18 protein-coding genes are annotated in these 22,837 nt (G+C 64.2%); 8 read left to right on the forward strand and 10 right to left on the reverse strand.

Features of this window, described 5'->3' with window-relative positions:
* Window positions 1-59 precede the first annotated feature (59 nt).
* The 5 genes from ACTIFE_RS13435 to ACTIFE_RS13455 form a co-directional block, all read right to left on the reverse strand.
* Entirely contained in the window at window positions 60-1,706 is a 1,647-nt protein-coding gene (locus ACTIFE_RS13435; protein WP_439529667.1) for an ABC transporter ATP-binding protein, read from the reverse strand.
* Window positions 1,703-2,524 carry an ABC transporter permease gene (locus tag ACTIFE_RS13440; protein WP_439529668.1) on the reverse strand — a complete coding sequence of 274 codons (822 nt, stop codon included), beginning with the start codon at window positions 2,522-2,524 and terminating at the stop codon, window positions 1,703-1,705. Before ACTIFE_RS13440 ends, ACTIFE_RS13435 begins: the two co-directional genes overlap by 4 nt.
* Window positions 2,521-3,468, reverse strand: coding sequence for an ABC transporter permease (locus tag ACTIFE_RS13445; protein WP_439529669.1), 948 nt, complete (start codon window positions 3,466-3,468; stop codon window positions 2,521-2,523). The genes ACTIFE_RS13440 and ACTIFE_RS13445 overlap by 4 nt, the downstream gene beginning before the upstream one ends.
* 165 nt (window positions 3,469-3,633) lie before the next feature.
* Window positions 3,634-5,136: an ABC transporter substrate-binding protein gene (locus tag ACTIFE_RS13450; RefSeq protein WP_439529670.1), complete on the reverse strand. Its 1,503-nt coding sequence runs from the start codon at window positions 5,134-5,136 to the stop codon at window positions 3,634-3,636.
* A gap of 31 nt (window positions 5,137-5,167) precedes the next feature.
* Window positions 5,168-6,439, reverse strand: coding sequence for an acetylornithine deacetylase/succinyl-diaminopimelate desuccinylase family protein (locus ACTIFE_RS13455; protein ID WP_439529671.1), 1,272 nt, complete (start codon window positions 6,437-6,439; stop codon window positions 5,168-5,170).
* Window positions 6,440-6,623: 184 nt separating this feature from the next.
* On the opposite strand from ACTIFE_RS13455, the gene ACTIFE_RS13460 reads away from it, so the two are divergent.
* Complete coding sequence (locus ACTIFE_RS13460; RefSeq protein WP_439529672.1) at window positions 6,624-7,739, forward strand: DUF6030 family protein; 1,116 nt, start codon at window positions 6,624-6,626, stop codon at window positions 7,737-7,739.
* Here the strand turns inward: ACTIFE_RS13460 and ACTIFE_RS13465 are convergent.
* Entirely contained in the window at window positions 7,717-8,643 is a 927-nt protein-coding gene (locus ACTIFE_RS13465; protein ID WP_439529673.1) for a pirin family protein, read from the reverse strand. The two genes, ACTIFE_RS13460 and ACTIFE_RS13465, sit on opposite strands and share 23 nt — an antisense overlap.
* Window positions 8,644-8,771: 128 nt before the next feature.
* On the opposite strand from ACTIFE_RS13465, the gene ACTIFE_RS13470 reads away from it, so the two are divergent.
* Window positions 8,772-9,281, forward strand: a complete 510-nt coding sequence (locus ACTIFE_RS13470) for an AAA family ATPase (protein ID WP_439529684.1) — start codon at window positions 8,772-8,774, stop codon at window positions 9,279-9,281.
* A gap of 13 nt (window positions 9,282-9,294) precedes the next feature.
* Here ACTIFE_RS13470 and ACTIFE_RS13475 read toward each other — a convergent pair whose 3' ends face one another.
* Entirely contained in the window at window positions 9,295-10,176 is an 882-nt protein-coding gene (locus ACTIFE_RS13475; RefSeq protein WP_439529674.1) for a LysR family transcriptional regulator, read from the reverse strand.
* Window positions 10,177-10,369: 193 nt separating this feature from the next.
* Here ACTIFE_RS13475 and ACTIFE_RS13480 point away from each other — a divergent pair, with 193 nt between their 5' ends.
* On the forward strand, window positions 10,370-11,869 hold the full coding sequence (locus tag ACTIFE_RS13480; protein ID WP_439529675.1) for a CoA-acylating methylmalonate-semialdehyde dehydrogenase: 1,500 nt from the start codon (window positions 10,370-10,372) through the stop codon (window positions 11,867-11,869).
* A 143-nt stretch (window positions 11,870-12,012) separates the two neighbouring features.
* On the opposite strand, the gene ACTIFE_RS13485 is transcribed toward ACTIFE_RS13480, so the two are convergent.
* Complete coding sequence (locus ACTIFE_RS13485) at window positions 12,013-12,474, reverse strand: glyoxalase superfamily protein (RefSeq protein WP_439529685.1); 462 nt, start codon at window positions 12,472-12,474, stop codon at window positions 12,013-12,015.
* Between the two features lie 331 nt (window positions 12,475-12,805).
* Window positions 12,806-14,092 carry a DUF4214 domain-containing protein gene (locus ACTIFE_RS13490; protein WP_439529676.1) on the reverse strand — a complete coding sequence of 429 codons (1,287 nt, stop codon included), beginning with the start codon at window positions 14,090-14,092 and terminating at the stop codon, window positions 12,806-12,808.
* Window positions 14,093-14,306: 214 nt separating this feature from the next.
* On the opposite strand from ACTIFE_RS13490, the gene cydD reads away from it, so the two are divergent.
* From cydD to cydX, 5 genes are all read left to right on the forward strand, one after another.
* Window positions 14,307-16,109 (forward strand): thiol reductant ABC exporter subunit CydD, encoded by a 1,803-nt coding sequence (cydD, locus tag ACTIFE_RS13495; RefSeq protein ID WP_439529677.1) that lies wholly within the window; start codon window positions 14,307-14,309, stop codon window positions 16,107-16,109.
* The gene (cydC, locus tag ACTIFE_RS13500; protein ID WP_439529678.1) at window positions 16,106-17,782 is read left to right on the forward strand and encodes a thiol reductant ABC exporter subunit CydC; all 1,677 of its coding nucleotides are present in this window, start codon (window positions 16,106-16,108) and stop codon (window positions 17,780-17,782) included. The genes cydD and cydC overlap by 4 nt, the downstream gene beginning before the upstream one ends.
* A 170-nt stretch (window positions 17,783-17,952) precedes the next feature.
* On the forward strand, window positions 17,953-19,533 hold the full coding sequence (locus ACTIFE_RS13505) for a cytochrome ubiquinol oxidase subunit I (protein ID WP_439529679.1): 1,581 nt from the start codon (window positions 17,953-17,955) through the stop codon (window positions 19,531-19,533).
* A gap of 4 nt (window positions 19,534-19,537) precedes the next feature.
* Window positions 19,538-20,692, forward strand: a complete 1,155-nt coding sequence (gene cydB / locus ACTIFE_RS13510) for a cytochrome d ubiquinol oxidase subunit II (RefSeq protein ID WP_439529680.1) — start codon at window positions 19,538-19,540, stop codon at window positions 20,690-20,692.
* A gap of 12 nt (window positions 20,693-20,704) precedes the next feature.
* A complete protein-coding gene (gene cydX / locus ACTIFE_RS13515; protein WP_106754869.1) occupies window positions 20,705-20,815 on the forward strand; it encodes a cytochrome bd-I oxidase subunit CydX in 111 nt (36 codons plus the stop codon).
* Window positions 20,816-21,227: 412 nt separating this feature from the next.
* Here the strand turns inward: cydX and ACTIFE_RS13520 are convergent, their stop codons facing one another.
* Window positions 21,228-22,691, reverse strand: a complete 1,464-nt coding sequence (locus ACTIFE_RS13520) for a methyl-accepting chemotaxis protein (protein WP_439529686.1) — start codon at window positions 22,689-22,691, stop codon at window positions 21,228-21,230.
* Between the last annotated feature and the right edge of the window lie 146 nt (window positions 22,692-22,837).

Here is a 22,837-nt window from a genome sequence, read left to right on the forward strand (position 1 = left end):
CGCATCGCCCGCCACTGGTCTGCCATGAGCCTGACCAGCGGTGTGGGATGCTGTCGGCATCAGGCTTCTGTCTCCTCCCGCTCCATCCGCGCGTCCAGCACCGCTTCAAGCTTCGGCGCAGAGGCAACCAGCAGGCGCGTGTAGGGGTGTTGCGGGTGATCGAACACGCTCGCCGTTTCGCCATGTTCGACAACCTCGCCCGCATTCATCACCAGCACCCGGTCAGTGATGGCCCGAACGACGCTGAGATCATGCGAGATGAAGAGATAGCTCAGCCCCAACTGGTCCTGCAGGCTGGCAAAAAGATCGAGGATCTGCGCCCGGATGGACACATCCAGTGCCGAGACAGGCTCATCGGCGACAATGAGCCGGGGCCGTGTCACCAGAGCCCGGGCGATGGCGATTCTCTGGCGCTGGCCGCCGGAGAATTCATGCGGGTATTTCTCTCCGTCCCTGGGGGTCAGGCCGACCGAGACCAGAGCTTCGCTGACCCGCTGACGCTTCTCAATTGAACTCAGTTCCGGCAGCAGATGCAGCGGCTCGGCCACTGCTCTGGCGACCGTCTGGCGCGGATCGAAACTGCCATAAGGGTCCTGGAACACCACCTGCACCTTGCGGCGCAAATCGCGGAGTTCCTGCCCGCGCAAGCCATGCGGATCCGCGCCGTCGAGGCTGATGGATCCGCTGCTGGGTGCCTGGAGCCCGAGGATCGTCCGCGCCAATGTCGACTTGCCGCAGCCGGATTCCCCCACGAGCCCGACGCTTTCCCCCGCGCCCACCGCAAAGCTGACGTCCGACACGGCGCGGAGCGTGCCGCGCTTTCCCGTCAAGTGCGCAAGGAAGCCCTGTCCGGAGAGCGGATAATCGACGCTGAGCCGCCGGACTTCGAGCAAGGGCTCGGGCGGCTGCGGCCGTGCCCGTTGTGCAAGCCGTTGCGGGACATGCGCCGAGGCAACCAGCAAGGCCCGTGCATAGGGGGTTTTGAAGTTGCTGAACAACTCCGTTGTCGGGCCGCTCTCCACCTCGGCGCCGTCCTTGAGGATCATCACCCGGTCGGCCATATCGGCAACGACGGCGAGATCATGACTGATCAGCAGCAGCGACAGGCCATCCTGGCGCACGATGTCCTTCAGAAGCGCGAGGATCTGCGACTGGATGGTCACGTCCAGTGCGGTCGTCGGCTCATCGGCGATGAGGAGCTTGGGCCGGCAGGCAATCGCCATGGCGATGACGACACGCTGTCGCTGTCCGCCGGAAAGTTCGTGCGGGAAACGCTGCGGCGATACCCTGTCATTGGCAAGGCCGACACGTTCGAGAAGATGCATCGCCTCCCGTTCGGCCGTCCCCCGGCTTTCCTTGCCATGGACGATCAGGCATTCGGCAACTTGCGCACCGATGGTCTTCACCGGATTGAGCGCGGTCATCGGCTCCTGGAACACCATCGAGATGGCATTGCCGCGAATGCCACACATTTCGGCTTCGCTCAGGGGCAGAAGATCGCGGCCCTCGAGGCGGATTGCGCCGGACAGCCTAGCCCCGTGCGGCAGGAGGCGCAGGATCGACAGCGCCGTCAGGGACTTGCCCGATCCGCTCTCCCCGACCAGCCCCAGCACTTCCCCGGCCCCAATCGTCAGCGACAGGTCCTTCAGGATCGGCGTTGCGCCAATCGACAGGGTGATCCGGTCGAGGTCCAGGAGCGCCGTCATGCCAGCCTCCGGCGCAGCTTCGGGTCGGTCATGTCGCGCAGCCCGTCCCCAAGCAGGTTCAGTCCGATCACGGTCACGACAATCGCAAGGCCCGGATAGAGCGCCAGCTGCGGCGCAAAGGCCATCATGGTCTGCGCCTCGTTCAGCATCCGCCCCCAGCTGGTCAGCGGCGGCTGCGCGCCCAGTCCCACATAGGACAAGCCCGCCTCTGCCAGGATGCCGAGCGAGAACTGGATCGTGGCCTGGACGATCAGCAGGCTGGCGATGTTGGGCAGCACATGTTCGAGCGTCACGCGCACCTCGCCCTTGCCGGCGACCCGCGCCGCCATCAGATACTCGCGCGAGGACAAGGCCAGCGCTGCGCCACGGGCAACCCGCGCAAAGACGGGGATGTTGAAGATACCGATGGCCAGGATCGCATTGAATGCGCCGGGTCCCATAAGCGCCGTGATCAGAACCGCTGACAGAAGGGCAGGGAAGGCGAAGACGAGGTCATTGAACCGCATCACGGCTTCATCGACTATCCCGCCTCGCCGCGCCGCCAGCAACCCGAGCGGCAGGCCGATCCCGATCCCGATCCCGACCGCCACCAGCGCCACGGCGATGGAGGTCCGCGCCCCGACCATTAGCATCGACAGGAGATCACGCCCGAAGGCATCGGTGCCGAGGAGATAGGTGGCGCTTGACCCCTGCAGCCGGGCCGAAACGGTCAGCGTGTCAATCGGATGCGGCGTCCAGACCAGCGACAGGCCGGCCGCCAGAAGCACCACCAGCGTGATCGCTGCACCGATGAAGAAGGAAGCCGGCGCCCGTTTCATGACCGTCTCCTCAGCCTGGGATCGACCAGCGCATAGGCGATATCAACGACGAATGTCACCAGGATCACCAGTCCGACCAGCAGCACGACAACGCTTTTCACAACGATCAGGTCGCGCTGGGTAATCGCCTGGAAGATCAGCCGGCCGATGCCTGGCAGGTAGAAGACATTCTCGATGATGATCGTGCCGGTGATGAGAAAGGCAAACTGCAGGCCGAGGATGGTCAGCACCGGGATCAGCGCATTGCGCAGCGCATGGCCCCAGAGCGCGGCCTGCTGGCTGAGCCCCTTGGCCCGGGCGGTGCGGATGTAATCCTCGCTGAGCGTGTCGATCAGCGCCGAGCGCATCACCCGCGTCAGGATGGCAGCTTGTGGCAAGGCCAGGGCGATGGCTGGCAGGATGAGGGCGGTCAGAGCAGGGCCGATCCCGGCCTGCCAGCCGGGAAAGCCGCCGGAGGGCACCAGCCGCAGCGTGACGGCAAAGACGAAGACAAGCAGCATTGCGAACCAGAAGTTCGGAATGGCGATGCCGACCTGCGTCAGGGCCATCAAGCCGGTGTCTGCCGGCTGTCCGCGCCGGCTGGCGGCCCATACGCCGGCAGGCAGGGCAAGCGCGACGGCCAGCGCCAGGGCCAGCACGGCGAGCGGCAGCGTGACCGGCAGCCGGGCGGCCACCAGATCAGCCACCGGCACCGAATAGGTATAGCTGATCCCGAGGTCCCCGGTCGCAAGCCCGCCGAGCCAGGCGAAGAAGCGTTCGATGACCGGCCGGTTCAGCCCCATCTGCTCCCGCAGGGCCTGGACCGTGTCCTCGCGGGCCTCCAGCCCGAGCATCAGCCGGGCCGGATCTCCGGGCAGCACCTCGAGCACGACAAACACAACCAGTGCGGCCAGCAGCAGCGTCAGTCCCAGGCTGAGAAACCGGCGGATCAGGAAGCCGAGCATGGCCCCTCCCTCCACCGTCTCGCCCGAACGCAAGTCCGGTTGTTCATGCCTCTCCCCACAATTCCCGCATCCTTGATCCCGCCCCGGACCTGAATGCCTGTCCCGCGATCAGCGCCGCGCCGGCCTGCAACGGCCTGGCAAGGCGCTGATCGTTTTCAAGAGGTCTCAATCTTCCCAGTAAACCCCCGTCAGGTCATTCGCCTGAACGGGTGCGTGTTCCCACAGGCCCTTCAGCTTGGCATCCCAAACGCCTGTCTTGGCGAGCTGGAACAGATATCCGTTGACGGCATCCTTGGCGATGATCTCCTGCGCCTCGCCATACAGCGCGTTGCGCGCTTCAGGATCACTGGTCGCATCCAGTTTTGCCATCAGTGCCTTCAGGTCTGGGTTCTGGTAGTTGAAGTAGTAGTCATCCCGGGCATAGATATTGATGTCATTCGCTTCCGTGTGCGAGACGATGGTCAGGTCATAGTCCTTGCCCTTGAACACCTGCTCCAGCCACTGCGCCCATTCGAGCGGGATCAGCTCCAGTTCGATGCCGATCTTCTTGAGGTCGGAGGCAAGGATCTCGCCGCCGCGACGGGCATAGACCGGAGGCGGCAGTTTCAGGGTCGCTTTGAAGCCATCGGCAAGTCCAGCCTCGGCCATCAGTGCCTTGGCCTTCTCAAGGTCATAAGGGTAGGTGCCGGTCAGGTCCTTGTAGGCCGGATGATGCGGCGCAAAATGCGAGCCGATGGGTGTGCCGTAGCCGAACATGGCTCCGTCGATCAGCGCCTTGCGATCAATCGCATGCGCGATGGCCTGGCGCACCTTGAGGTTTGAGAAGGGCTCACGGGCATTGTTGGTCGACAGGATGGTCTCGCCTTCCGTCGTCCCGACCACCACGGAAAAGCGCGGGTCGGCGGCGAATTGCGGCAGGTTTTCCGGCGCGTTGAAGATCGGGAAGCCGTCCACGTCACCCGCCATCATCGAGGAGAACGCAGCCGCGTTGTCGGCGATGATCTTGAAGGTGGCGGTTTCCAGCTTGACCGGCGTGCCCCAGTAGTCAGCGCTGCGGGTCAGCTCGACCTTGTCGCCCTGCACCCACTGGCCAAAGCGGAAGGGGCCGGTGCCGACCGGCTTGGCCTTGTTGTCCGCCGCGCTTTCCGGGGCGACAATTACCGCATCGCCGGTGCCAAGGAAGGTCAGGAAATCCCCGACCGGCTGCTTCAGCGTGACCTTCACTTCGGTCGGGCTGACCACCTCGACGGTTTCGATCTGTTCGAATTTGGCCTTCTGCGCATTGGCGCTGTCAGCAGCTTTGCCGCGTTCAAGCGAGAACTTCACGTCTTCGGCATTGAAATCCGTGCCGTCATGGAATTTCACGCCATCGCGAAGCCTGAATGTATAGGTCTTGCCGTCGTCCGAGATTGTCCAGCTTTCCGCCAGAACCGGCTTCACCGTGCCGTCCCGGTCGACTTGGGTCAATCCTTCGAACAGGTTGATGAAAACCACTTCGTCGATGGCTGCGGCCGCGCCGGCGGTCGGGTCCAGATGCGGCGGCTCCAGCCGCACGCCAAGTGTCACGCTGGTCTTGGCCGCTTCCACCGGAGCAGCGCCCAGCAGCGCCACCACGGACAGGCTGGCGAGCGCCAGCGCACGCAGACTTGTTCCTCTGGAATGCCTCATGTCACTCTCCCCTCTTTGGCCGGTCCGGCGTTCAGCCGTGTCCCGACAGCAATGCATGCGCGGCCTGTGCCATCACCTTGGCGCTGTCCACCATGTCTTCGATCACCACGAACTCGTCAGGCCGGTGCGCCAGATCCAGGATGCCTGGCCCATAGGCGATACAGTCATGCAGATGCCCGATGCGGGCAATATGCTTCTGGTCGTAACTGCCGGGCGAAATCACATAATCGGCAGGCCGGTCGAGCACCATTTCGATGGCCTCGGCAACCGCCCGCACCACCGGTGCCTGGCGGTCGGTCATTGTCGGAATGACTTCGAGGATGTCTTTCAGTGAATATTTGAAGCCCCGGCGGGTGGCGCTCAGCTTGTCGAGGATCGACACGACCTCGCCCTTGACCTCGTCCAGATGTTCCTCGATCAGGAAGCGCCGGTCGATGATCATGCGGCAGCTGTCGGGCACGCAGGGGGACGGCAGACCGTCGAAGCCTTCCGGTTGTCCGCCGTGGATCGAGTTGATGTTGAGCGTTGAGGAACGCGCGCCCTCTGGTACCACCGGCATCGATGTGTGCTTGGCGGCCAGCATCGGGTAGAGGTCATGCTCGAAGGCGTCCATCACCGCCCCCATGTGGCGCACGGCACAATCGCCGAGGAAGGGCATCGATCCATGCGCGATGGAGCCATGCGTCTCGATTTCCGCCCACCAGACGCCGCGGTGCCCGAGGCAGATCCGGTCCTTGTTGAGCGGCTCGGGGATGATCACGTGGTCGACGCGTGGCTTTGAAAACAACCCCATCCGCGCCAGATGCGCGACCCCGCCAAGGCCACCGGATTCCTCGTCCACGGTGCCGGAAATTTCCAGTACGCCGTTGAAATCCGGCCAGATTTCCAGCAGCGCTTCGACAGCGATGATCGATGCGGCAAGACCGCCCTTCATGTCGCAGGTGCCACGGCCATAGACCTTGCCGTCGCGGACCAGTCCGCCGAACGGTTCCACCGTCCAGCCATGTCCGGCTTCGACCACGTCGATATGGGAGTTGAAATGCACGCAAGGGCCGGGCCTTGCACCGGCGCGCCGGGCGATCACATTCGTGCGCGGATGGCGGTCGCTGTCGCCGGGCGTGTTCTCGGCGCGGATATAGGCGATCTCGAAGCCACGCCGGCGCAGTCTCTCGCCGACCAGTTGCGCGCAGGGCGTGTAATCTTCGCCGGGAGGGTTAATCGTGGGGATGCGCACCAGATCCTGCGTCAGTGCGACCAGCTCGGCCCGTTTGCTCTCGACGCGCGCATGCAATGCTGCCAGCATTCCCCACTCCGGACCCTGCACCCTCGCAACTTTAACAGGAGTGTATCGGTTGCAAGGCGGAAGGGAAGCGCAAATCGTTGCCCGTCGCAATTCCGCCGGCCTTGCGTGTCACCACGCGCGTGGGTTAGTCCGGGCAGGCCTTGTGGCCCGGGCCCGGGGATCCTCGTTCGGCAGTTGTGAGTCCATGAAAGAGGCGCAGAAAATCCGGCGACGCTATCGCCCGCTTGACCGGTTTCGCGCGTCCATGCGCGCCGACAAGCGCAAGCTGATCTGGGGGGATGCCGCTCCGCCCGAGCCGGAACCTGCACCCCGCCGCAAGCACAGCTGGGATGTTCGCCGGCTGGTCTTGTTGGGTGTGCCGCCTCTGATCCTTCTGGGAACGGCTGTTGTTGCCTTGGGTGTCTACACCGACTGGCGCTTTGCATTCGCACCGGCTCAGCTTCATGCCCCGCTGGCACTGCCTGACGATCCTCTGGCGCCGCTTCCCGGTGATGTGCAGGCCCTGTTGGTTGCGCCGGAGCCGGAACTGCCGGCTGCGCTCAAGCTGAGTTTTGTCGGGTTGCCAACGGAGCTTTGCATTGAGCTGGCGCTGCTGGGGCTTCCCAATACGGGATGGAGTGCCGCGCCGTTTCAGTCCGACCGGTGGCAATGCAGTTCCGAACTTGTTCCGGTCGGTGCCGAGGATGGCAATTCGGAACCCACGACACTGTTTTTCCTCATGCGCGGCACGGTGGACCGGGTGGACTATCTGCGGCTGAAACTCAATGCCGCCAACCCCGCAACGGCCTCGGAAGGTCGTGCGCTGGCACGCCAGGTTCTGGATTCCCTGTCGCGGCGCTACGCCTGGGAATTTCCAGCGCCCGTGCTGCGCGCCATCTCAAACATGCGCAGCATTGACGTCACAGAGCGCGGCGTACGCTTCAGGGTGTCCCCAGAGGATCCAAACCTCACTGGGGATCCGGCAGCACGCGACAGGCTGAATGTGATCATCGAGTTCTCGCCGCCGGATCACATCCGCCCGGCGCGGTTCGAAGGCGCCAGCCCGCGTCCGCAGGTCCTCCCGGGCGAGCCGGGTCCCGCTCCGGAGGGCAACGGTCAGCCGGCGGCTTTCGGTCCGATCGAGTTTCGTCCACTTGTCGCCTTCCCGCCCGAGGGGGAGGACCGGACAGCACAGGAGGACGCCGGCCTTCCGCCGCTGGAGACCGCCTATCCGCCCCTTGTCGGCATCACGCCGGATGGCTCCGAGCCGCCCGCACCGACGGACGGCTCGGCGCTGGTCACTCCGCCGGCAGCGGAATGAACTCGCTTTCGTCACCGGGGACAATGTCGAAGCGGCCCCGGCGCCAATCTTCCTTGGCCTGCTCGATCCGCTCCTTTGACGAGGACACGAAGTTCCACCAGATGTAGCGCCGGCCATCCATCGGCGCGCCGCCCAGCAGCATGAAGCGGGCCGGACCTTTTGGGCTTGCCCGGATCTCGAGCCGGTCGCCCGGTTTGAACACCAGAAGCTGAGCCGGGCCAAAGGTTTGACCGGCGATCTCGATCTCGCCGCCTACCGTGTAAAGCCCGCGCTCTTCGTGGCTGGCGTCGAGCGGGATGCGGCTACCTGCTTCCAGCGAGACATCGGCATAGAACAGTTCGCTCGCCGTCCTGGCCGGCGAGGTCTCGCCATAGAGCGAGCCTGCGATCAGGCGAACCGTTGCTCCCTGATCGTTCAGCAATGGCAGCCGGTCGGTTCCATAGTGGGCGAAGTCCGGATTGGTTTCCTCCAGATGGGAAGGCAGGGCAACCCAGCTCTGGATGCCGAACAACGGGCGGGTTGCCAGCTTTCGCTCCGGTCGTTCGCGTTCCGAATGAACAATGCCGCGTCCGGCTGACATCCAGTTCAGCTCGCCCGGCGTGATCAACTGGTCGGAGCCGAGGCTGTCGCGGTGGTAGATCTCGCCGTCAAACAGATATGTGACCGTGGCAAGGCCGATGTGCGGATGCGGCCGGACATCGACGCCGCCGCCGACCAGCAGTTCTGCCGGGCCCATCTGGTCGAAGAAGATGAAAGGCCCGACCATGCGCCGCCGCGACGAGGGCAGGGCGCGGCGCACTTCAAATCCGCCGAGATCCGAGGTGCGTGGCATGATGATGGTGTCAATCGGGTCGCAGCTCGCGGCATCCCCCGGAACCGGGTCGGGCGCATTCAACCAGCTCATCGTCTCTCTCCTCACTCAGCGTCCATAGCCTGTCAGATTTCTCTCCCAAGGTGGCGTTCCTGGAGCGAACTGTCTATTGAACAGTCTGTTTCCCATTGCGTTTCCAGAGAGTACCGATGCAGCGCGTCATGATTGTTGGTGGCCCGGGCTCGGGCAAGAGCACGCTGGCCCGGCAATTGGGCGAGCGGACCGGATTGCCGGTGTTCCATATGGACCAGATCCATTGGCAGCCAGGTTGGGTGGAGCGCAGCAAGGAGGACAAGGACCGCCTGAGCAGCGAGGTCCACCGGCAGGAGCGCTGGATCTTTGAGGGCGGTCATTCCCGCACTTATGCGGAGCGGATCGCCCGGGCGGACACCTTCATCTGGCTGGATATGCCGGTGGGTCTGCGGACCTTTCGGGTTCTGCGGCGCAGCTGGAACTATCGGGGGCAAAGCAGGCCGGATTTGCCGGACGGCTGCCCCGAACAGTTCAATGGCCGGACGATCGAGTTCCTGAAATTCATCTGGGATACCCGCAATTCCTCGCGGGCGAAGCTTCTGGAAGTGTGGCAATCGCCGCCGGCGCACCTGACCCTTCACCGCTTTACCCGTCTGGACGAGGTCCGGCGGTTTGTCGATGGTGTCACAAAAGATTAACTCAGACAGCGGGTTACAGGAACATTGCCCTGTCGCGTGCAACGAGGTCGCGCAGGAAATCCTGCACCGCCGCCACATGGCGCAGCGGACGCGAGCTTTCATGCGTCACCATCCAGTAGGCCCGCGTCAGCCGGATCTGCGGCAGGACGGGGACAAGGTCTGGATCCTTGCGCGCAATGAAGGCATGCAGGATGCCGATGCCAGCGCCGGACCGCACCGCTTCGGTCTGGCCGAGCGCCGAGGCGATCTCGAACCGCGCGGACCAGTCGCGGACGACTTCCGCGCCATAATTCAGCGAGGGCGAATAGAGCAGGTCCTCGACATAGCCGACCAGATCATGGTCCCGCAGCTCCGAGGTCTGGCCGGGGATCCCGCGCCTTTCAACGTAAGCCCTTGAAGCATATAGGCCGAGCGCATAGTCGACGAGCTTGGCTGCCACGAGGCGCCCGGTGTCGGGCCGGTCGATGGTCACCGCGATGTCGGCCTCGCGCCGCGACAGCGAGAAGGAGCGCGGCACCGGCACCAACTGGATCGTCAGGCCGGGATGGCGGGCGGTCAGTTCGCCGAGGCGTGGGGCGAGGAAGGCAACGCCGAAGCCGTCGGGCGCGCCGATACGCACCGTGCCGGAGACATCGATCTGCGTGTCGGTGAGGTCCGAGCAGGCGGCCAGCGCCTCCGCTTCCATCCGTTCGGCCGACTGCATAAAGCGTTCACCGGCGACCGTCAGGCTGCAGCCGGTGGTGCCGCGCTCGACCAGCGGGGTCTTCAGCGCCTCTTCCAGCGCGGTCAGGCGGCGGGCGACCGTGGCGTGGTTGAGCCCGAGACGGCGCGCCGCGCCCAGAATCTGGCCACTGCGGGCGATGGCGAGAAACACCCGAATGTCATCCCAATCCACGACAAACTCCGGTCATTGCAGGACATTTTGCGACATTGCGCGAGATCGCACACCGTATTCGGTTTGCACTATAATCCATGCACAACGGATGCGGAAACTGCGCCGTTGTCTTTGCAAAAAGAAAGGCGCAAGACAAGGGTCAGGCGAAGAGCGGGACCGCCCAAGGACCTGCCACGCGCACAGGAGGAAGCCCATGCAGAAGATCGGACATTTCATCGGCGGCAGGCACGTCGAAGGCACATCGGGCCGTTTTGCCGACATCTACAATCCGGCCACCGGTGAAGTTCAGGCGCAGGTCGCGCTGGCCACCAAGGCCGAGATGAGTGCCGCCATCGCAAACGCCGCCGCCGCCCAGCCGGCCTGGGCCGCGCAGAACCCGCAGAAGCGGGGCCGCGTCCTGATGAAGTTCGTCGACCTCCTGCACCGCGACATGGACAAGCTGGCCGAAGCCCTGTCCCGCGAGCACGGCAAGACCATTCCGGACGCCAAGGGCGACATTGTCCGCGGTCTGGAAGTCGCCGAGTTCTGCATCGGTGCGCCGCACATGATGAAGGGCGAGTTCACCGAAGGCGCCGGTCCGGGCATCGACATGTATTCGATGCGCCAGCCGCTCGGCGTGGTGGCTGGCATCACCCCGTTCAACTTCCCGGCGATGATCCCGATGTGGAAGTTCTGCCCGGCCATCGCCGCCGGCAATGCCTTCATCCTGAAGCCGTCCGAGCGCGACCCGTCCGTGCCGATGATGCTGGCCGAGCTGATGCTGGAAGCCGGTCTTCCGGCAGGTATTCTCAATGTCGTCAACGGCGACAAGGATGCGGTGGACGCCATCCTCGATGACGAGACCATCCAGGCCGTCGGCTTCGTCGGCTCGACCGCCATTGCCCACTATGTCTATTCGCGCGGTTGCGCAGCTGGCAAGCGCGTGCAGTGTTTCGGCGGCGCCAAGAACCACATGATCATCATGCCGGATGCCGACATGGACCAGGCCGTCGACGCCCTGATCGGCGCAGGCTACGGTGCGGCCGGCGAACGCTGCATGGCGATCTCGGTCGCTGTCCCGGTCGGCGAGGACACCGCCAACCGCCTGATCGAGAAGCTGGCCCCGCGCGTCGAGAGCCTGAAGATCGGACCTTACACCGCCGGCAATGACGTCGACTTCGGTCCGCTCGTCACCAGGGACGCCTACACCCGCGTCAAGGGCCTGGTCGACAAGGGCGTCGAGCAGGGCGCCAAGCTCGTGGTCGATGGCCGTAACTTCAAGATGCAGGGCTATGAAAACGGCTACTTCATCGGCGGCTGCCTGTTCGACAACGTCACCAAGGAGATGGACATCTACAAGACTGAAATCTTCGGTCCGGTCCTCTCGGTGGTGCGTGCCAAGACCTACGAGGAAGCCATCGACCTGCCGATGAGCCACGAGTATGGCAACGGCGCGGCGATCTTCACCCGCGATGGCGACGCTGCCCGCGACTTTGCCGCCCGCATCAACATCGGCATGGTCGGCATCAACGTTCCGATCCCGGTTCCGCTCGCCTACCACACCTTCGGCGGCTGGAAGAAGTCCGGCTTCGGCGACCTGAATCAGCACGGCCCGGACGCCTTCAAGTTCTACACCCGCACCAAGACGGTCACCTCGCGCTGGCCGTCGGGCATCAAGAACGGCGCCGAATTCGTCATCCCGACGATGCGCTGAGGCGGTCTTCCAAGATGTGCAAAGGGCGGCCACTGGCCGCCCTTTGTTGTTCTGGGCCTCCCGTCGGGGATCGCTGTCCATGCGGTGTCACCCCGGATCTCCGCTTCGCTCGCGTCCGGAATGACAGCCTTGGGGGTGGCCGATCAGTCCGCCGTCCCGATCACCAGATGCGGCTGGCCGTTCGAGGTGCGCTGGGGCGAGGTGCCGGTCTCGTCCACCGTTGCGCGGATGCGGCGGCGGAAGGCGGAGAAGCTGTCGAAGGTGACCACGTCGACCGGTTCGTCGAAATGGATCTCCAGCTTGTAGCGTCCCGAATTGCCGAGGCTCGAAACGGCAAGGACCTCGCCGGTGAAGGGCTGGCCGAGATAGTGCCCGCCGACCCTGGCCCCGACCTGCAGGAAGGCGCGATTGGTCGCCGGCCGCACTGCGGCTTGCGGCATGGCCGGAGTCCTCGCGGCAAGTGTGTTCCAGTCGCGCGCGCCATGGGCTTCGGCGATGAGTTCGAGGGCGCGCGAATGGGAAATGGGCGTACCCTGGCTGGCCATGGCGCTGCGCAACCGCTTTGCCTGGGCCTTGTAGTCCCCGGTGGTTCCCGGGCCTGTCATGTCAGTCATCTTGATTGCCTTCATCAGCATCAGCATGCGTGAAAGCCACGGGTGCTCGCGTTGCCATGTGCGCATGCGCTGGTCAGGCATATGCTGTCACGAGGACTTCACCACGGGTTTCCCCTGCGAGCGGCCGGCGCCTCGAACCGGGCCTAGATGTGGGCTGTGCGCCGGGGGATGTCAAGGGTGAGGGAAGCCGGCGTATTGCCGGTTATGCGTTGGGTCTATGGTCCGAGCGTCGCCCCCCACCCCCAAACCCCTCCCCACGAGGGGGAGGGGGCTGAGAGGCTGTGCGGGGGAAGGGGCTGAAAGGGCCGCCGTGTGGCGCTCCTCAGGCGACGAGCCAGATGCCGTCTTCGATGGCCTGGCCGACGAGGGCCTTGTTCTCTCCGCTCTCGGAGAAGCCGAAGAGGACTTCCTTGCGGCTGGTGCCGCCATCCATGCGGGAGAGCCAGCCGGCAAGGCCAGCTGTGTCCGGGGCACGGTTGAGGACGTTTTGGTACAGAAGTGTGATGAACTGCGTATTGCTGACATTCTCGCCATAGGTGTTGCGGAACTCCTGGCTGGCGATAAAGGCATTGGCCATGTCGAAGATCGACAGGCCCTGGTCCATCAGCTTGACGTTATGGGCAAGACCCGCGTCGTCGGGTGTCCGCTTGAAGGCGGCCTGATACAGCCGGTAGGTCTGGCCGGCAGCGCCATCGAGGTCGAGGGCGATGGTGCCGTCGTTGAGCGTGATCCGCTCGATGTCCTGCAGCGTGTCGGTGCCTTCGATCTTTGTGGTGATCGTGAAGATGCCACCGCCCTTGTTGTCGACGACGACATTGCCCCGGTTGCTGGCATAAAGTGCCGTGTCAAAGCCGCTGCCGCCGTTGAGCCAGTCGTTGCCGCCGGCACCATTCAGCGTGTCATTCCCACCGAGGCCGAACTGGTAGTCATCTTTGTCGGTTCCAATGAAGGACTCATTTCCGTCCGAACCTCGCTGAACGGCACCATTGTTGCCATAGCCGGTGCTGGCCGCGCCCATGATCTTGCCGACGCCATTGAGTTCGAAATCGGCGATCTTCTCGAAGGCGGTGGCTCCGGACTTCAGCTGGTAGACGTCGTTGCCAGCGTAGGCAAACAGGGTCTCGCCGTCGCTGTCCATGCCCCAGATGTCGTCGATATTGGTGCGGAGTTTCAGCGTGGCGGCACCGGTGGCCGGATTGATGACATAGATGTCGTCCGTGTCCGCCGACATCAGCAATTCGCCCTTGTGAAAGGCCAGGTCACCGGCGGCGTTCTTGCCGATCTTGCCGACAAGCGTCCTCGCACCGGTTTCGAGATTGATCCGGTAAAGGATCTCCATGACGCTGGACGCCGCATAGGCAACGCCCAAGGGATCAATCACCAGCGCATTGGCCGCCGGCACGGAGTGCAGCGCAATGCGGGTGGTGGCGGCGTCGGATGTGCTGATCCGGTACAGGAAAAAGCTGTCGAGACCGTACAGCGTGCCATCAGGCGCCACGGCAATGTCGGTCATGGCGACAGACATCTTGCCGATCTTCACGGGGGTGTTGGCGCCGGATTCGTGGCGCCAAAGGATGGAATTCGTGTCCGAAAAATAGACTGTGGGCATTGGTTTTAAACTTCTGAGCGGAATTTCCCTACCGCTTGTGTCGATGCCCCGACATTGACTTACGTACAGTCCCGATTACCGGCTGTCAAATGCCGACCAGATGGGCAGTTGCCCTTTTGCCGGTGATGCGACAATCGGCGAGCGTATTGGTCATTGTCAGGACCGGCTGCGGCATGTAACCGGAAGGAAAAGGTGGCTCGAAGGACAGGACTCCTTGCACAGGGACGGACGGACGGCTCGCGGCACGGACACAGGGGCAGACAGGCAGGGCGCGGCGGACGAGGCGGCGGCAGCCAAGGCGCATGTGCGCCTGCTGGCCGAAGTTGTTGCGGCTGAAAAGACAGGCATTGCCCGCGCCGGTCGGATCGCGGCACTGGCGGACCTGCTGTGGATCGCCCAGGCCTTCCTGCTGGCGCTGGCCATAGGCGGACTGGCGGCGGAAGACATGGAGGCACAGGCCGGCGCGTCGGCGCAGACTGTTCTTGCCGTCCCGGCCGTGGCGGCCAGCCTGATCACGCTGATCGCGATCCTGCGCCTGTTGCTGTCGTTGCTCGCCAGCCGGATGACGGCAGCGGCAGCTGAACGGGTGAAAACGGACCTGCGCGACCGGCTGCTGCGAGGGCTCGCTGGCGCCGCGCCTTCGGCGGCGCTGCCGGGTGCCGGTGCGGTCGCAGCCGCAATTGCCGATCAGGTTGAGGCCATCGGCCCCTATGTGCGCCGGTTCCTGCCGCTGCGCCCGCGCCTGACGCTGGTGCCGCTTGGCATCCTGCTGGCAGCCTTCATCGCCAACTGGATGGTCGCGGTCATTCTGCTGGTGGCCGGGCCGCTGATCCCCCTCTTCATGGCGCTGATCGGCATGCGCGCCAAGGCGGCAGCCGACGGGCAGCACGGGGAACTGGCCCGGATGAGCGCTTTCCTCCTCGACCGGTTGCGCGGGCTCGACACGCTGCGGCTGATCGGGGCGCTGGAGCGCACGGACAAGGCTGTCGCGGAGGCCGGTGACCGGTTTCGCGTGGCGACGATGAAGGTGCTGAAGATCGCCTTCCTGTCCTCGACGGTGCTGGAACTGTTCAGCGCGCTGGGCATTGCCTTTGTCGCGGTCTATGTCGGCTTCTCGCTGCTGGGGCAGGTGAGCGGCGGCACCTGGGGCACGCCGATGGACCTCTTTACCGGGCTGTTCGTGCTGCTGCTGGCGCCGGAGTTCTTCTCGCCCTTGCGCGCCTTCGCCGCTGCCTATCACGACAAGGCCAATGCGGAGGCCGCAGCCAATGTGCTGCTGGAACTGCCGCTGGCTTCAAGCGAAGCGCCGGTTGCGCCTGTCACCGCGGCTCAGCCGCTGCCGAAGACATCACCAGCGCTGACTTTCCGCGATCTGACGCTTGCCCCCGGCGGGCGTGCGGTCATCAGCCGGTTGAACCTCGACCTGCCAGCCGGGCAGCGGCTGCTGGTTGCCGGACCGAGCGGGGCGGGCAAGTCGACGCTGATCGATGCGCTGACCGGACTGCGGCCGGTCGATGGCGGGGCGATCCTGATCGATGGCCTCGATCTTGCCGCCCTGGATCTTAGCCTGTGGCGCAGCCGCCTTGCCTTCCTGTCGCAGGAACCGCGCCTGTTCTTCGGTTCGGTCCGGTCCAATCTGGCACGGGCACAGCGGGATGCGAGCGAGGCCGAGATGTGGGCCGCGCTGGAACTGGCCGGCGCGCGCGCGCTGGTCGAGCAGATGCCGATGGGGCTGGCGACGCGGCTGGGCGAGGATGGATTTGGTCTTTCCGTCGGCGAAGCCCGGCGCATTGCACTGGCCCGCGCGGCACTGCGGCGAGATCCACTGATGCTGATCGCGGATGAACCGACCGCGGGCCTCGATGACGAGACGGCGGCTGTGGTGATCGCGGGGCTGGAGCGGCTGTCGGCCGGGCGCACCAGCGTCATCGCCAGCCACGACCCGAATGTGCTGGCGATGCGCGCGCTGCGGCTGGACATTACCCAGCCGCAGCGCGAGACGGAGGGCGTTGCATGAGCCCGCTGCGCGCTCTCATCCGCCGCCAGTTCGCCGAGCAGCGCGGGGCCTTTGTGCTGGGGCTATCGGTGGCGCTGGTTCCGGCGATCACGGGCCTGTTGCTCCTGGGCGTCGCCGGATGGTTCATCACCGCGTCGGCTGTCGCGGGGGCAGCCGGGCTCCTGATCAATTACTTTACGCCGAGCGCGCTGATCCGGGGGCTGGCGATTGGCCGGACCGCCGGGCGCTATGGCGAGCGCATGCTGACCCATGACGCGACCTTCCGCTTTCTGGCACGGCTGCGCGGGGCGGTGTTCGCCGGCTTCGCCGCGAGCCGTCCGGCAACCGCGGGGCAAAGCCGCAGCGGCCTGCGCCTGGCGCGGCTGACGCTGGACATCGATCAGCTCGACCGGGCCTATCTGCGGCTGGTGGTGCCGGCGTTCGTGACGGGTGTCGTGACGCTGCTGGCCGGTGCTGCGGCGGTGCTGATGGCGCCGCTTGCGCTGGTGCCGCTGGCGTCGGGGCTGCTGCTGGTGGCCGTGGCGGCCGGTCTCCTGTCGCAGCGCAAGCTGGCGCAGGCGGCGCGGCGGATGGAGGCGGCGGAAGAGGCGATGCGGCTGCGCAGCGCCGATTTTGTCGCCGGACGGCGGGATCTTGCGATTTACGGCGGGCTGGACGAGGCCGTCGACGGCATCCGGCAGGCGGGCTTGCGGCGGTCTGAGGCCGAGCGGCCGCTGGAGCGCAGCGCGAGCCTGGCCGAGGCCCTGGTGATGAGCGCCGGCCAGCTGCTGGTGGCGCTCGGGCTGGTGCTGCTGGCGCCTCAAGTTGCCGGGGGAATCTTGTCGGCGGCGCTGGTGACGGGGCTGCTGCTGGTCGGTCTCGGGATGACAGAGACGCTCGCGAGCCTCTTGCCGGGTCTTGCCGGCTGGACGCGGACGCAGCGGGCGGCCGCGCGGGTGATGCCATTGGCTGAGCGCGGGGCCAGTCCCGTTGCTTCGTCTGACCAGCCGGGCATCGAGGACATGGACGATTCGGCACCGGCGCTGGAACTGCGCGGGGTGGCCTTTGCCTATCCGGGCGCACAGCGGCCTGTGCTGGAGGGCTTCAACCTCACGCTGGCGCGCGGCGAGACGGTGTGCCTCATCGGCCCCAGCGGCTGCGGCAAGTCGACGGTGCTGGCGCTGGCAGCGCGGCTGGTGAGGCCGGATGCCGGAGCGATCCGGCTCGGCGGGCGCGATCTGTCCGAGATCCCGGAAGCGGTTCTGCGGCAGAGGCTTGCGGTGATTTCGCAGAAGCCGGTGCTGTTCAACGACACGATTGCCGCCAACCTGCGCCTTGCCGTGCCGGAGGCAAGCCCGGAGGCAATGTGGGCGGCGCTGGAGGCGGTTGGGCTGGCCGACACGATTGCCGCGCGGCCAGAGGGGCTGGGCAGCCTCATCGGCGAAGGCGGGGCAGGGCTCTCCGGCGGCGAGGCCCGGCGGCTGGCGCTGGCGCGGGCGCTGCTGATGCGGCCTGACATAGTGCTGCTGGACGAGGTGACGGAAGGCCTGGACGACGCTACGGCGGCCGGTGTGCTGGGTGCGCTTTCTGCGTTCGGTGAATCTGGGGCGAGCCTGTTGCTGATTTCCCACCGGGCGCGGGAACTCGCCATCGCCGACCGGATCGTCCCGCTGGCAGAGCCTGCGACAGCGTGACGCCTGTGCGTTGCTGCCGCGCGGGCATCGGTCGCGCGTCTTGTTTGGAAACAGAATAAAAACCTTCAGGAAACGATAGTAAGCTCCAGTCATCCGCATGGGGTCAAAGGCGGACGGCGCGGGCAGGTGTGACTGTCCGCGAGCCAGGCTCTCACGGCAGGAGATTTGCCATGGAACTCAACGTAGTGGATCTGTCGCGACTGCAGTTCGCGATGACCGCGCTCTATCATTTTCTTTTCGTCCCTCTGACCCTCGGTCTTTCGGTTCTGCTCGCAGTCATGGAAACGGTCTATGTGATGACCGGCCGTGAGGTGTGGAAGCGCATGGTCAAGTTCTGGGGCGTGCTGTTCGGCATCAATTTCGTGCTGGGCGTGTCGACCGGCCTGACCATGGAATTCCAGTTCGGCATGAACTGGAGCTATTTCAGCCAGTATGTTGGCGACGTGTTCGGGGCGCCGCTGGCCATCGAGGGGTTGATGGCCTTCTTCATGGAGGCGACCTTCGTCGGCCTGTTCTTCTTCGGCTGGGACCGGATGAGCGCCCGTGCGCATCTGGCCGCGACCTGGGCCGTGGCGATCGCGACGAATTTCTCCGCGCTGTGGATCCTCATCGCCAATGGCTGGATGCAGCATCCCATCGGCGCCGAGTTCAACATCGACACGATGCGCATGGAAGTGACGAGCTTCTTTGACGTGCTGTTCAATCCGGTGGCGCAGGCCAAGTTCGTGCACACCGTATCGGCCGGCTATGTCACCGCCTCGATGTTCGTACTCGGCATTTCGGCCTGGTACATGCTGAAAGGCCGTCATCTCGACATCGCCCGCCGGTCCATGGCGGTGGCTGCCGCCTTCGGCTTTGCCTCGGCCCTCTCCGTCGTCGTCCTTGGTGACGAAAGCGGCTATGAGGCCAACCTGAACCAGAAGATGAAGCTCGCCACCATTGAAGCGATGTGGGAGACCGAGCCGGCACCGGCTGCCTTCAACATTGTCGCCATTCCCGATCAGGTGAAACGGGAGAACCTCTTCGCCATCGAGGTGCCCTATGTCATGGGCCTGATCGCCACCCGCTCGCTCGACACGGTGATCCCGGGCATCAAGGAACTGGTGGAGCAGTCGAAAGAGCGCATCCGTTCCGGCGCGATTGCCTGGCAGACGCTGCAGGACATCCGCGGCGGCGAGGACACGCCGGAGAAGCGGGCACTGTTCAAGGCGCATGCCGGTGATCTGGGCTATGGCTATCTGCTGCTGCCCTACACCGACACGCCGACGGCCGCGACCGAAGCCCAGATCGACGAGGCGGCCTGGTCGACGGTGCCGGAAGTGTGGCCGATGTTCTACGCCTTCCGCATCATGGTGGCCTGTGGCTTCTTCTTCATCCTGCTGACGGGGGTGTTCTTCTACCTCACCTCCGCCGGCAAGCTGGACCAGGTGCGGCAGAAGCAGCGCTGGCTGTTGCATATCGCAGTCTGGTCGATCCCGCTGCCGTGGCTTGCCTGCGAGATGGGCTGGTTTGTCGCCGAATATGGCCGCCAGCCGTGGATCATCGAAAGCATGCTGCCGACTTCCGCCGCCGTGTCGAACCTCACGGTCATGGAAGTCCTGCTGACCATGGCTGGCTTCATCGCGCTCTACAGCACGCTGCTGGTGATCGAGGTGAAGCTGATGCTCAAGGCCATCGTCAAGGGGCCGGAAGAACAGCCGCAGCCCGAGCCGGGCCTCGCCCGGCGTCCTTTCGCCATCGCTGCGGAGTAAAGCCATGATCCTTCATGAACTCATCGACTATTCGACCCTGAAGATGATCTGGTGGGCGCTCCTTGGCGTGCTGCTGATCGGCTTTGCCGTCACCGACGGTTTCGACATGGGCGTCGGCTCACTGCTGCCCTTCGTCGGCCGCAATGACACGGAGCGGCGGGTGGCGATTGCCTCCGTCGCCCCGACCTGGGAAGGCAATCAGGTCTGGCTGATCCTCGGCGGCGGCGCGATCTTTGCCGCCTGGCCGGCGCTCTATGCGGTCAGTTTCTCCGGCTTCTACCTGGCGATGTTCGTGGCGCTCGCCGCGCTCATCCTGCGCCCGGTCGCCTTCAAGTACCGCGACAAGAACCCGGACCCGACCTGGCGCAGCCGCTGGGACTGGGCGCTGTTCACCGGCTCTTTCGTCCCGGCGCTGGTGTTCGGCGTTGCGGTCGGCAACACCCTGACCGGCGTGCCCTTTACGCTGAACCGCGACCTGCGCATTGCCTATGAGGGCTCGTTCTTTGAGCTGTTCACGCCCTTTGCCCTGCTCTGCGGCCTGCTGTCGGTGGCGATGCTGGTGATGCATGGCGGCGCGTGGCTGGCCCTGCGCACGGAAGGCGTCGTGGCAACGCGCGGCCGGCGCTATGGCTCGTTTGCCGCGATTGCGGTCATCGGGCTGTTTGCACTGGGCGGACTTGCCCTGTGGTCCGGCTTTGTCGAAGGCTATCGCATCACCTCGGTGATCGATCCGGAGATGCAGGCCAATCCGCTGGCCAAGACGACGGTGAAGGAAGCCGGATCCTGGCTGCTCAACTACAGCGCTCATCCCCTGCTGCTGGTCTTCCCGGCGCTGGGCTTCATCGGTGCTTTGGGGGCCCTGATCGGGCTCAACACCCGGATGGAAGCGCTGACATTCCTCGCCTCGAAACTCTCCGTGGTCGGCATCATCTCGACCGTCGGCGTGTCGATGTTCCCCTTCATCCTGCCCAGCTCGATCCAGCCGGAAGCGAGCCTGACGGTGTGGGACTCGCCGTCGAGCCATTCGACCCTGTTCAACATGCTGGTGGTCACGGTGATCTTCCTGCCGCTGATCCTCGCCTACACCGCCTATGTCTACAAGGTGCTGTGGGGCAAGGTCAGCGAAGAGAGCGTCAACCGCGACGGCTCGCATTACTGAGGAGACAAGACAATGTGGTATTTCGCCTGGATCCTCGGCATGCCGCTGGCCTGCTGCCTCGCCATTCTCAACGCCATGTGGCTGGAAATGCGCGAGGACGACGCCAAGCTGAAGCAGCGCTGAGGCGCTGACCAGAAAACAGACAGACGCCCCCGGGCAGGCAATGGCCGGGGGCGCACGGCTTTACCGGTTCTTGCGCATTGCGCCTGAGCCTCTCCGCTCTCCTCCCCCTCGTGGGAGGGGTTGGGGAGAACTGACTGCAAGCCATGTCGCTTGCGTTCCTGCCCTGGTGTGTTTCAGGCGCCTTGTGATCCAATTGCTGCTGGTGCCCCCCACCCCCAACCCCTCCCCACGGGGGGGAGGGGCGCGGAGAGGCCTCGGCAGGGGGGCCATTTCGACGCGGTCAGTTGCGTCGAACGCACGTCAGACGTCCCATGCGATTATTGCCCCTGCAAAGGCACAAACACGCACAGTATGTTCGAACCCGGAGCACTGGTCCGAGGGCGTCGTGTTTGCGTGCCCCGGGGCAGGCAAATCAGCCAAGGCTGATCGATTTCTCCCGAACGCGGGCAGTGGCCTTGGCAACGCCATCTGTTGACGCTGCAATGTCGCGGATGGACGAGCTGATCATCTGGACGGCACCTGAAGCAGTTTGCATATTGCCTGATATCTCGCGGGTGACAGCAGACTGCTGTTCGACGGATGAGGCAATCGTGGACGAGATTTCGCGAATTGTCTCGATTGTACCGAGGATCGAGCCAATGGCAGCGCCTGCCGTGTCTGCGGAGGTCTGAACCGACGCAATCTGGGAGGCAATGTCCTCGGTTGCCTTCGCAGTCTGGGAGGCGAGGCTCTTGACCTCGGCAGCCACGACCGCAAAGCCCTTGCCTGCGTCCCCGGCACGCGCGGCCTCGATTGTGGCATTCAGTGCAAGCAGGTTCGTCTGATTTGCAATTGTTTCGATCAGTTCAAGGACGTCTCCGATTTTCTGTGAGTTGGCAGCAAGCCCCGCGACGATGGATCGGGATTGAGCAGCCTCCGCAGCGGCTTGCGACGAAACACTGCTGGCCTGATTTACCTGGCGACTGATTTCGGAAATCGACGCGACCAGTTCCTCAGCTGCAGCTGCAACGGTCTGAACGTTATTGCTGGTTCCTTCAGATGCCGATCTGACCTCGTTCACTTGGACAGTCGTTTGATCCAATTGTTCCGCGACGACCAGCAACTCGTTATTTAGCCTCTCACCTTCCATTCGGCGTACGATCTGAGCGGTCTGATCCGATGCGATCTTGATGATCTTAATGACTTTTCCCTTCAGATCGAACACGGGATTGTAGGTCGCGACAATGTAAACGCTGTTGCCATCGCGGCCGACGCGGCGGAACTCGCCGGACTTGAATTGCCCGCTGCCAAGTTCGGCCCAGAACTGCCTGTAGGCATCGGAATTCTGGTCTTCCGGAGCGACAAACATGCGGTGATGCTTACCGGCAATATCGGCCAGCTTGTAGCCCAGAGCGCTCAGAAAATTCTCGTTAGCGCTGATGACCGTTCCATCTGTGTTGAACTCGATCACGGCGCCAGAACGGTTGATGGCATCAATCTTGGCAGCGTCATTCATCGCCCGCATCTTGGCTTCGGTGATGTCACTTGCGATCTTGATGATGCTTTCGACCCTGCCATTCTTGCCAAAAACTGGGTTGTAGGACGCCTGGATCCAGACTTCCTGTCCGCTCTTGCTGAAACGCAGGAACTCCTTGGAGCTGTAAGTGCCGTTCGCGAGGTCCGACCAGAACTGGCGATAAGCAGGCAGCTTGACCTCTTCCGGGTCGACGAAGATCCGATGATGCTTGCCGACAATCTCGGTTAGGGAGTAGCCAAGTGCCTTCAGGAAGTTGTCGTTTGCCGTGATGATGGAGCCATCGGGCTTGAACTCGATCACGGCTTGTGATCTGCAAATCGCCTCAAGCCGAGGATCGGTGGCTTTTTTCCCAAAAAACATGAAATTAACCTCCCGGGTGCCGGAAGATTTTGTCTTCCTCTGCGTTAGGGAAATTAATGATCCAAGTGAATTAGAGCGTGTCGTATCTGACCAGATTCGGGATTCCCTTTGGTGTTGATCCGTGATTCCCTGTTTTGCATCGAAAC

This window comes from Pannonibacter sp. (genome assembly GCF_051860505.1).
GTDB lineage: Bacteria > Pseudomonadota > Alphaproteobacteria > Rhizobiales > Stappiaceae > Pannonibacter.

Excerpts from the sequence above, each read along its gene's own strand:
- ACTIFE_RS13435 (WP_439529667.1), bottom strand. The coding sequence starts at position 1,706 with ATGACGGCGCTCCTGGACCTCGACCGGATCACCCTGTCGATTGGCGCA.
- ACTIFE_RS13440 (WP_439529668.1), bottom strand. The coding sequence starts at position 2,524 with ATGAAACGGGCGCCGGCTTCCTTCTTCATCGGTGCAGCGATCACGCTG.
- ACTIFE_RS13445 (WP_439529669.1), bottom strand. The coding sequence starts at position 3,468 with ATGCTCGGCTTCCTGATCCGCCGGTTTCTCAGCCTGGGACTGACGCTG.
- ACTIFE_RS13450 (WP_439529670.1), bottom strand. The coding sequence starts at position 5,136 with ATGAGGCATTCCAGAGGAACAAGTCTGCGTGCGCTGGCGCTCGCCAGC.
- ACTIFE_RS13455 (WP_439529671.1), bottom strand. The coding sequence starts at position 6,439 with ATGCTGGCAGCATTGCATGCGCGCGTCGAGAGCAAACGGGCCGAGCTG.
- ACTIFE_RS13460 (WP_439529672.1), top strand. The coding sequence starts at position 6,624 with ATGAAAGAGGCGCAGAAAATCCGGCGACGCTATCGCCCGCTTGACCGG.
- ACTIFE_RS13465 (WP_439529673.1), bottom strand. The coding sequence starts at position 8,643 with ATGAGCTGGTTGAATGCGCCCGACCCGGTTCCGGGGGATGCCGCGAGC.
- ACTIFE_RS13470 (WP_439529684.1), top strand. The coding sequence starts at position 8,772 with ATGATTGTTGGTGGCCCGGGCTCGGGCAAGAGCACGCTGGCCCGGCAA.
- ACTIFE_RS13480 (WP_439529675.1), top strand. The coding sequence starts at position 10,370 with ATGCAGAAGATCGGACATTTCATCGGCGGCAGGCACGTCGAAGGCACA.
- ACTIFE_RS13485 (WP_439529685.1), bottom strand. The coding sequence starts at position 12,474 with ATGACAGGCCCGGGAACCACCGGGGACTACAAGGCCCAGGCAAAGCGG.
- ACTIFE_RS13490 (WP_439529676.1), bottom strand. The coding sequence starts at position 14,092 with ATGCCCACAGTCTATTTTTCGGACACGAATTCCATCCTTTGGCGCCAC.
- cydC (WP_439529678.1), top strand. The coding sequence starts at position 16,106 with ATGAGCCCGCTGCGCGCTCTCATCCGCCGCCAGTTCGCCGAGCAGCGC.
- ACTIFE_RS13505 (WP_439529679.1), top strand. The coding sequence starts at position 17,953 with ATGGAACTCAACGTAGTGGATCTGTCGCGACTGCAGTTCGCGATGACC.
- cydB (WP_439529680.1), top strand. The coding sequence starts at position 19,538 with ATGATCCTTCATGAACTCATCGACTATTCGACCCTGAAGATGATCTGG.
- cydX (WP_106754869.1), top strand. The coding sequence starts at position 20,705 with ATGTGGTATTTCGCCTGGATCCTCGGCATGCCGCTGGCCTGCTGCCTC.
- ACTIFE_RS13520 (WP_439529686.1), bottom strand. The coding sequence starts at position 22,691 with ATGTTTTTTGGGAAAAAAGCCACCGATCCTCGGCTTGAGGCGATTTGC.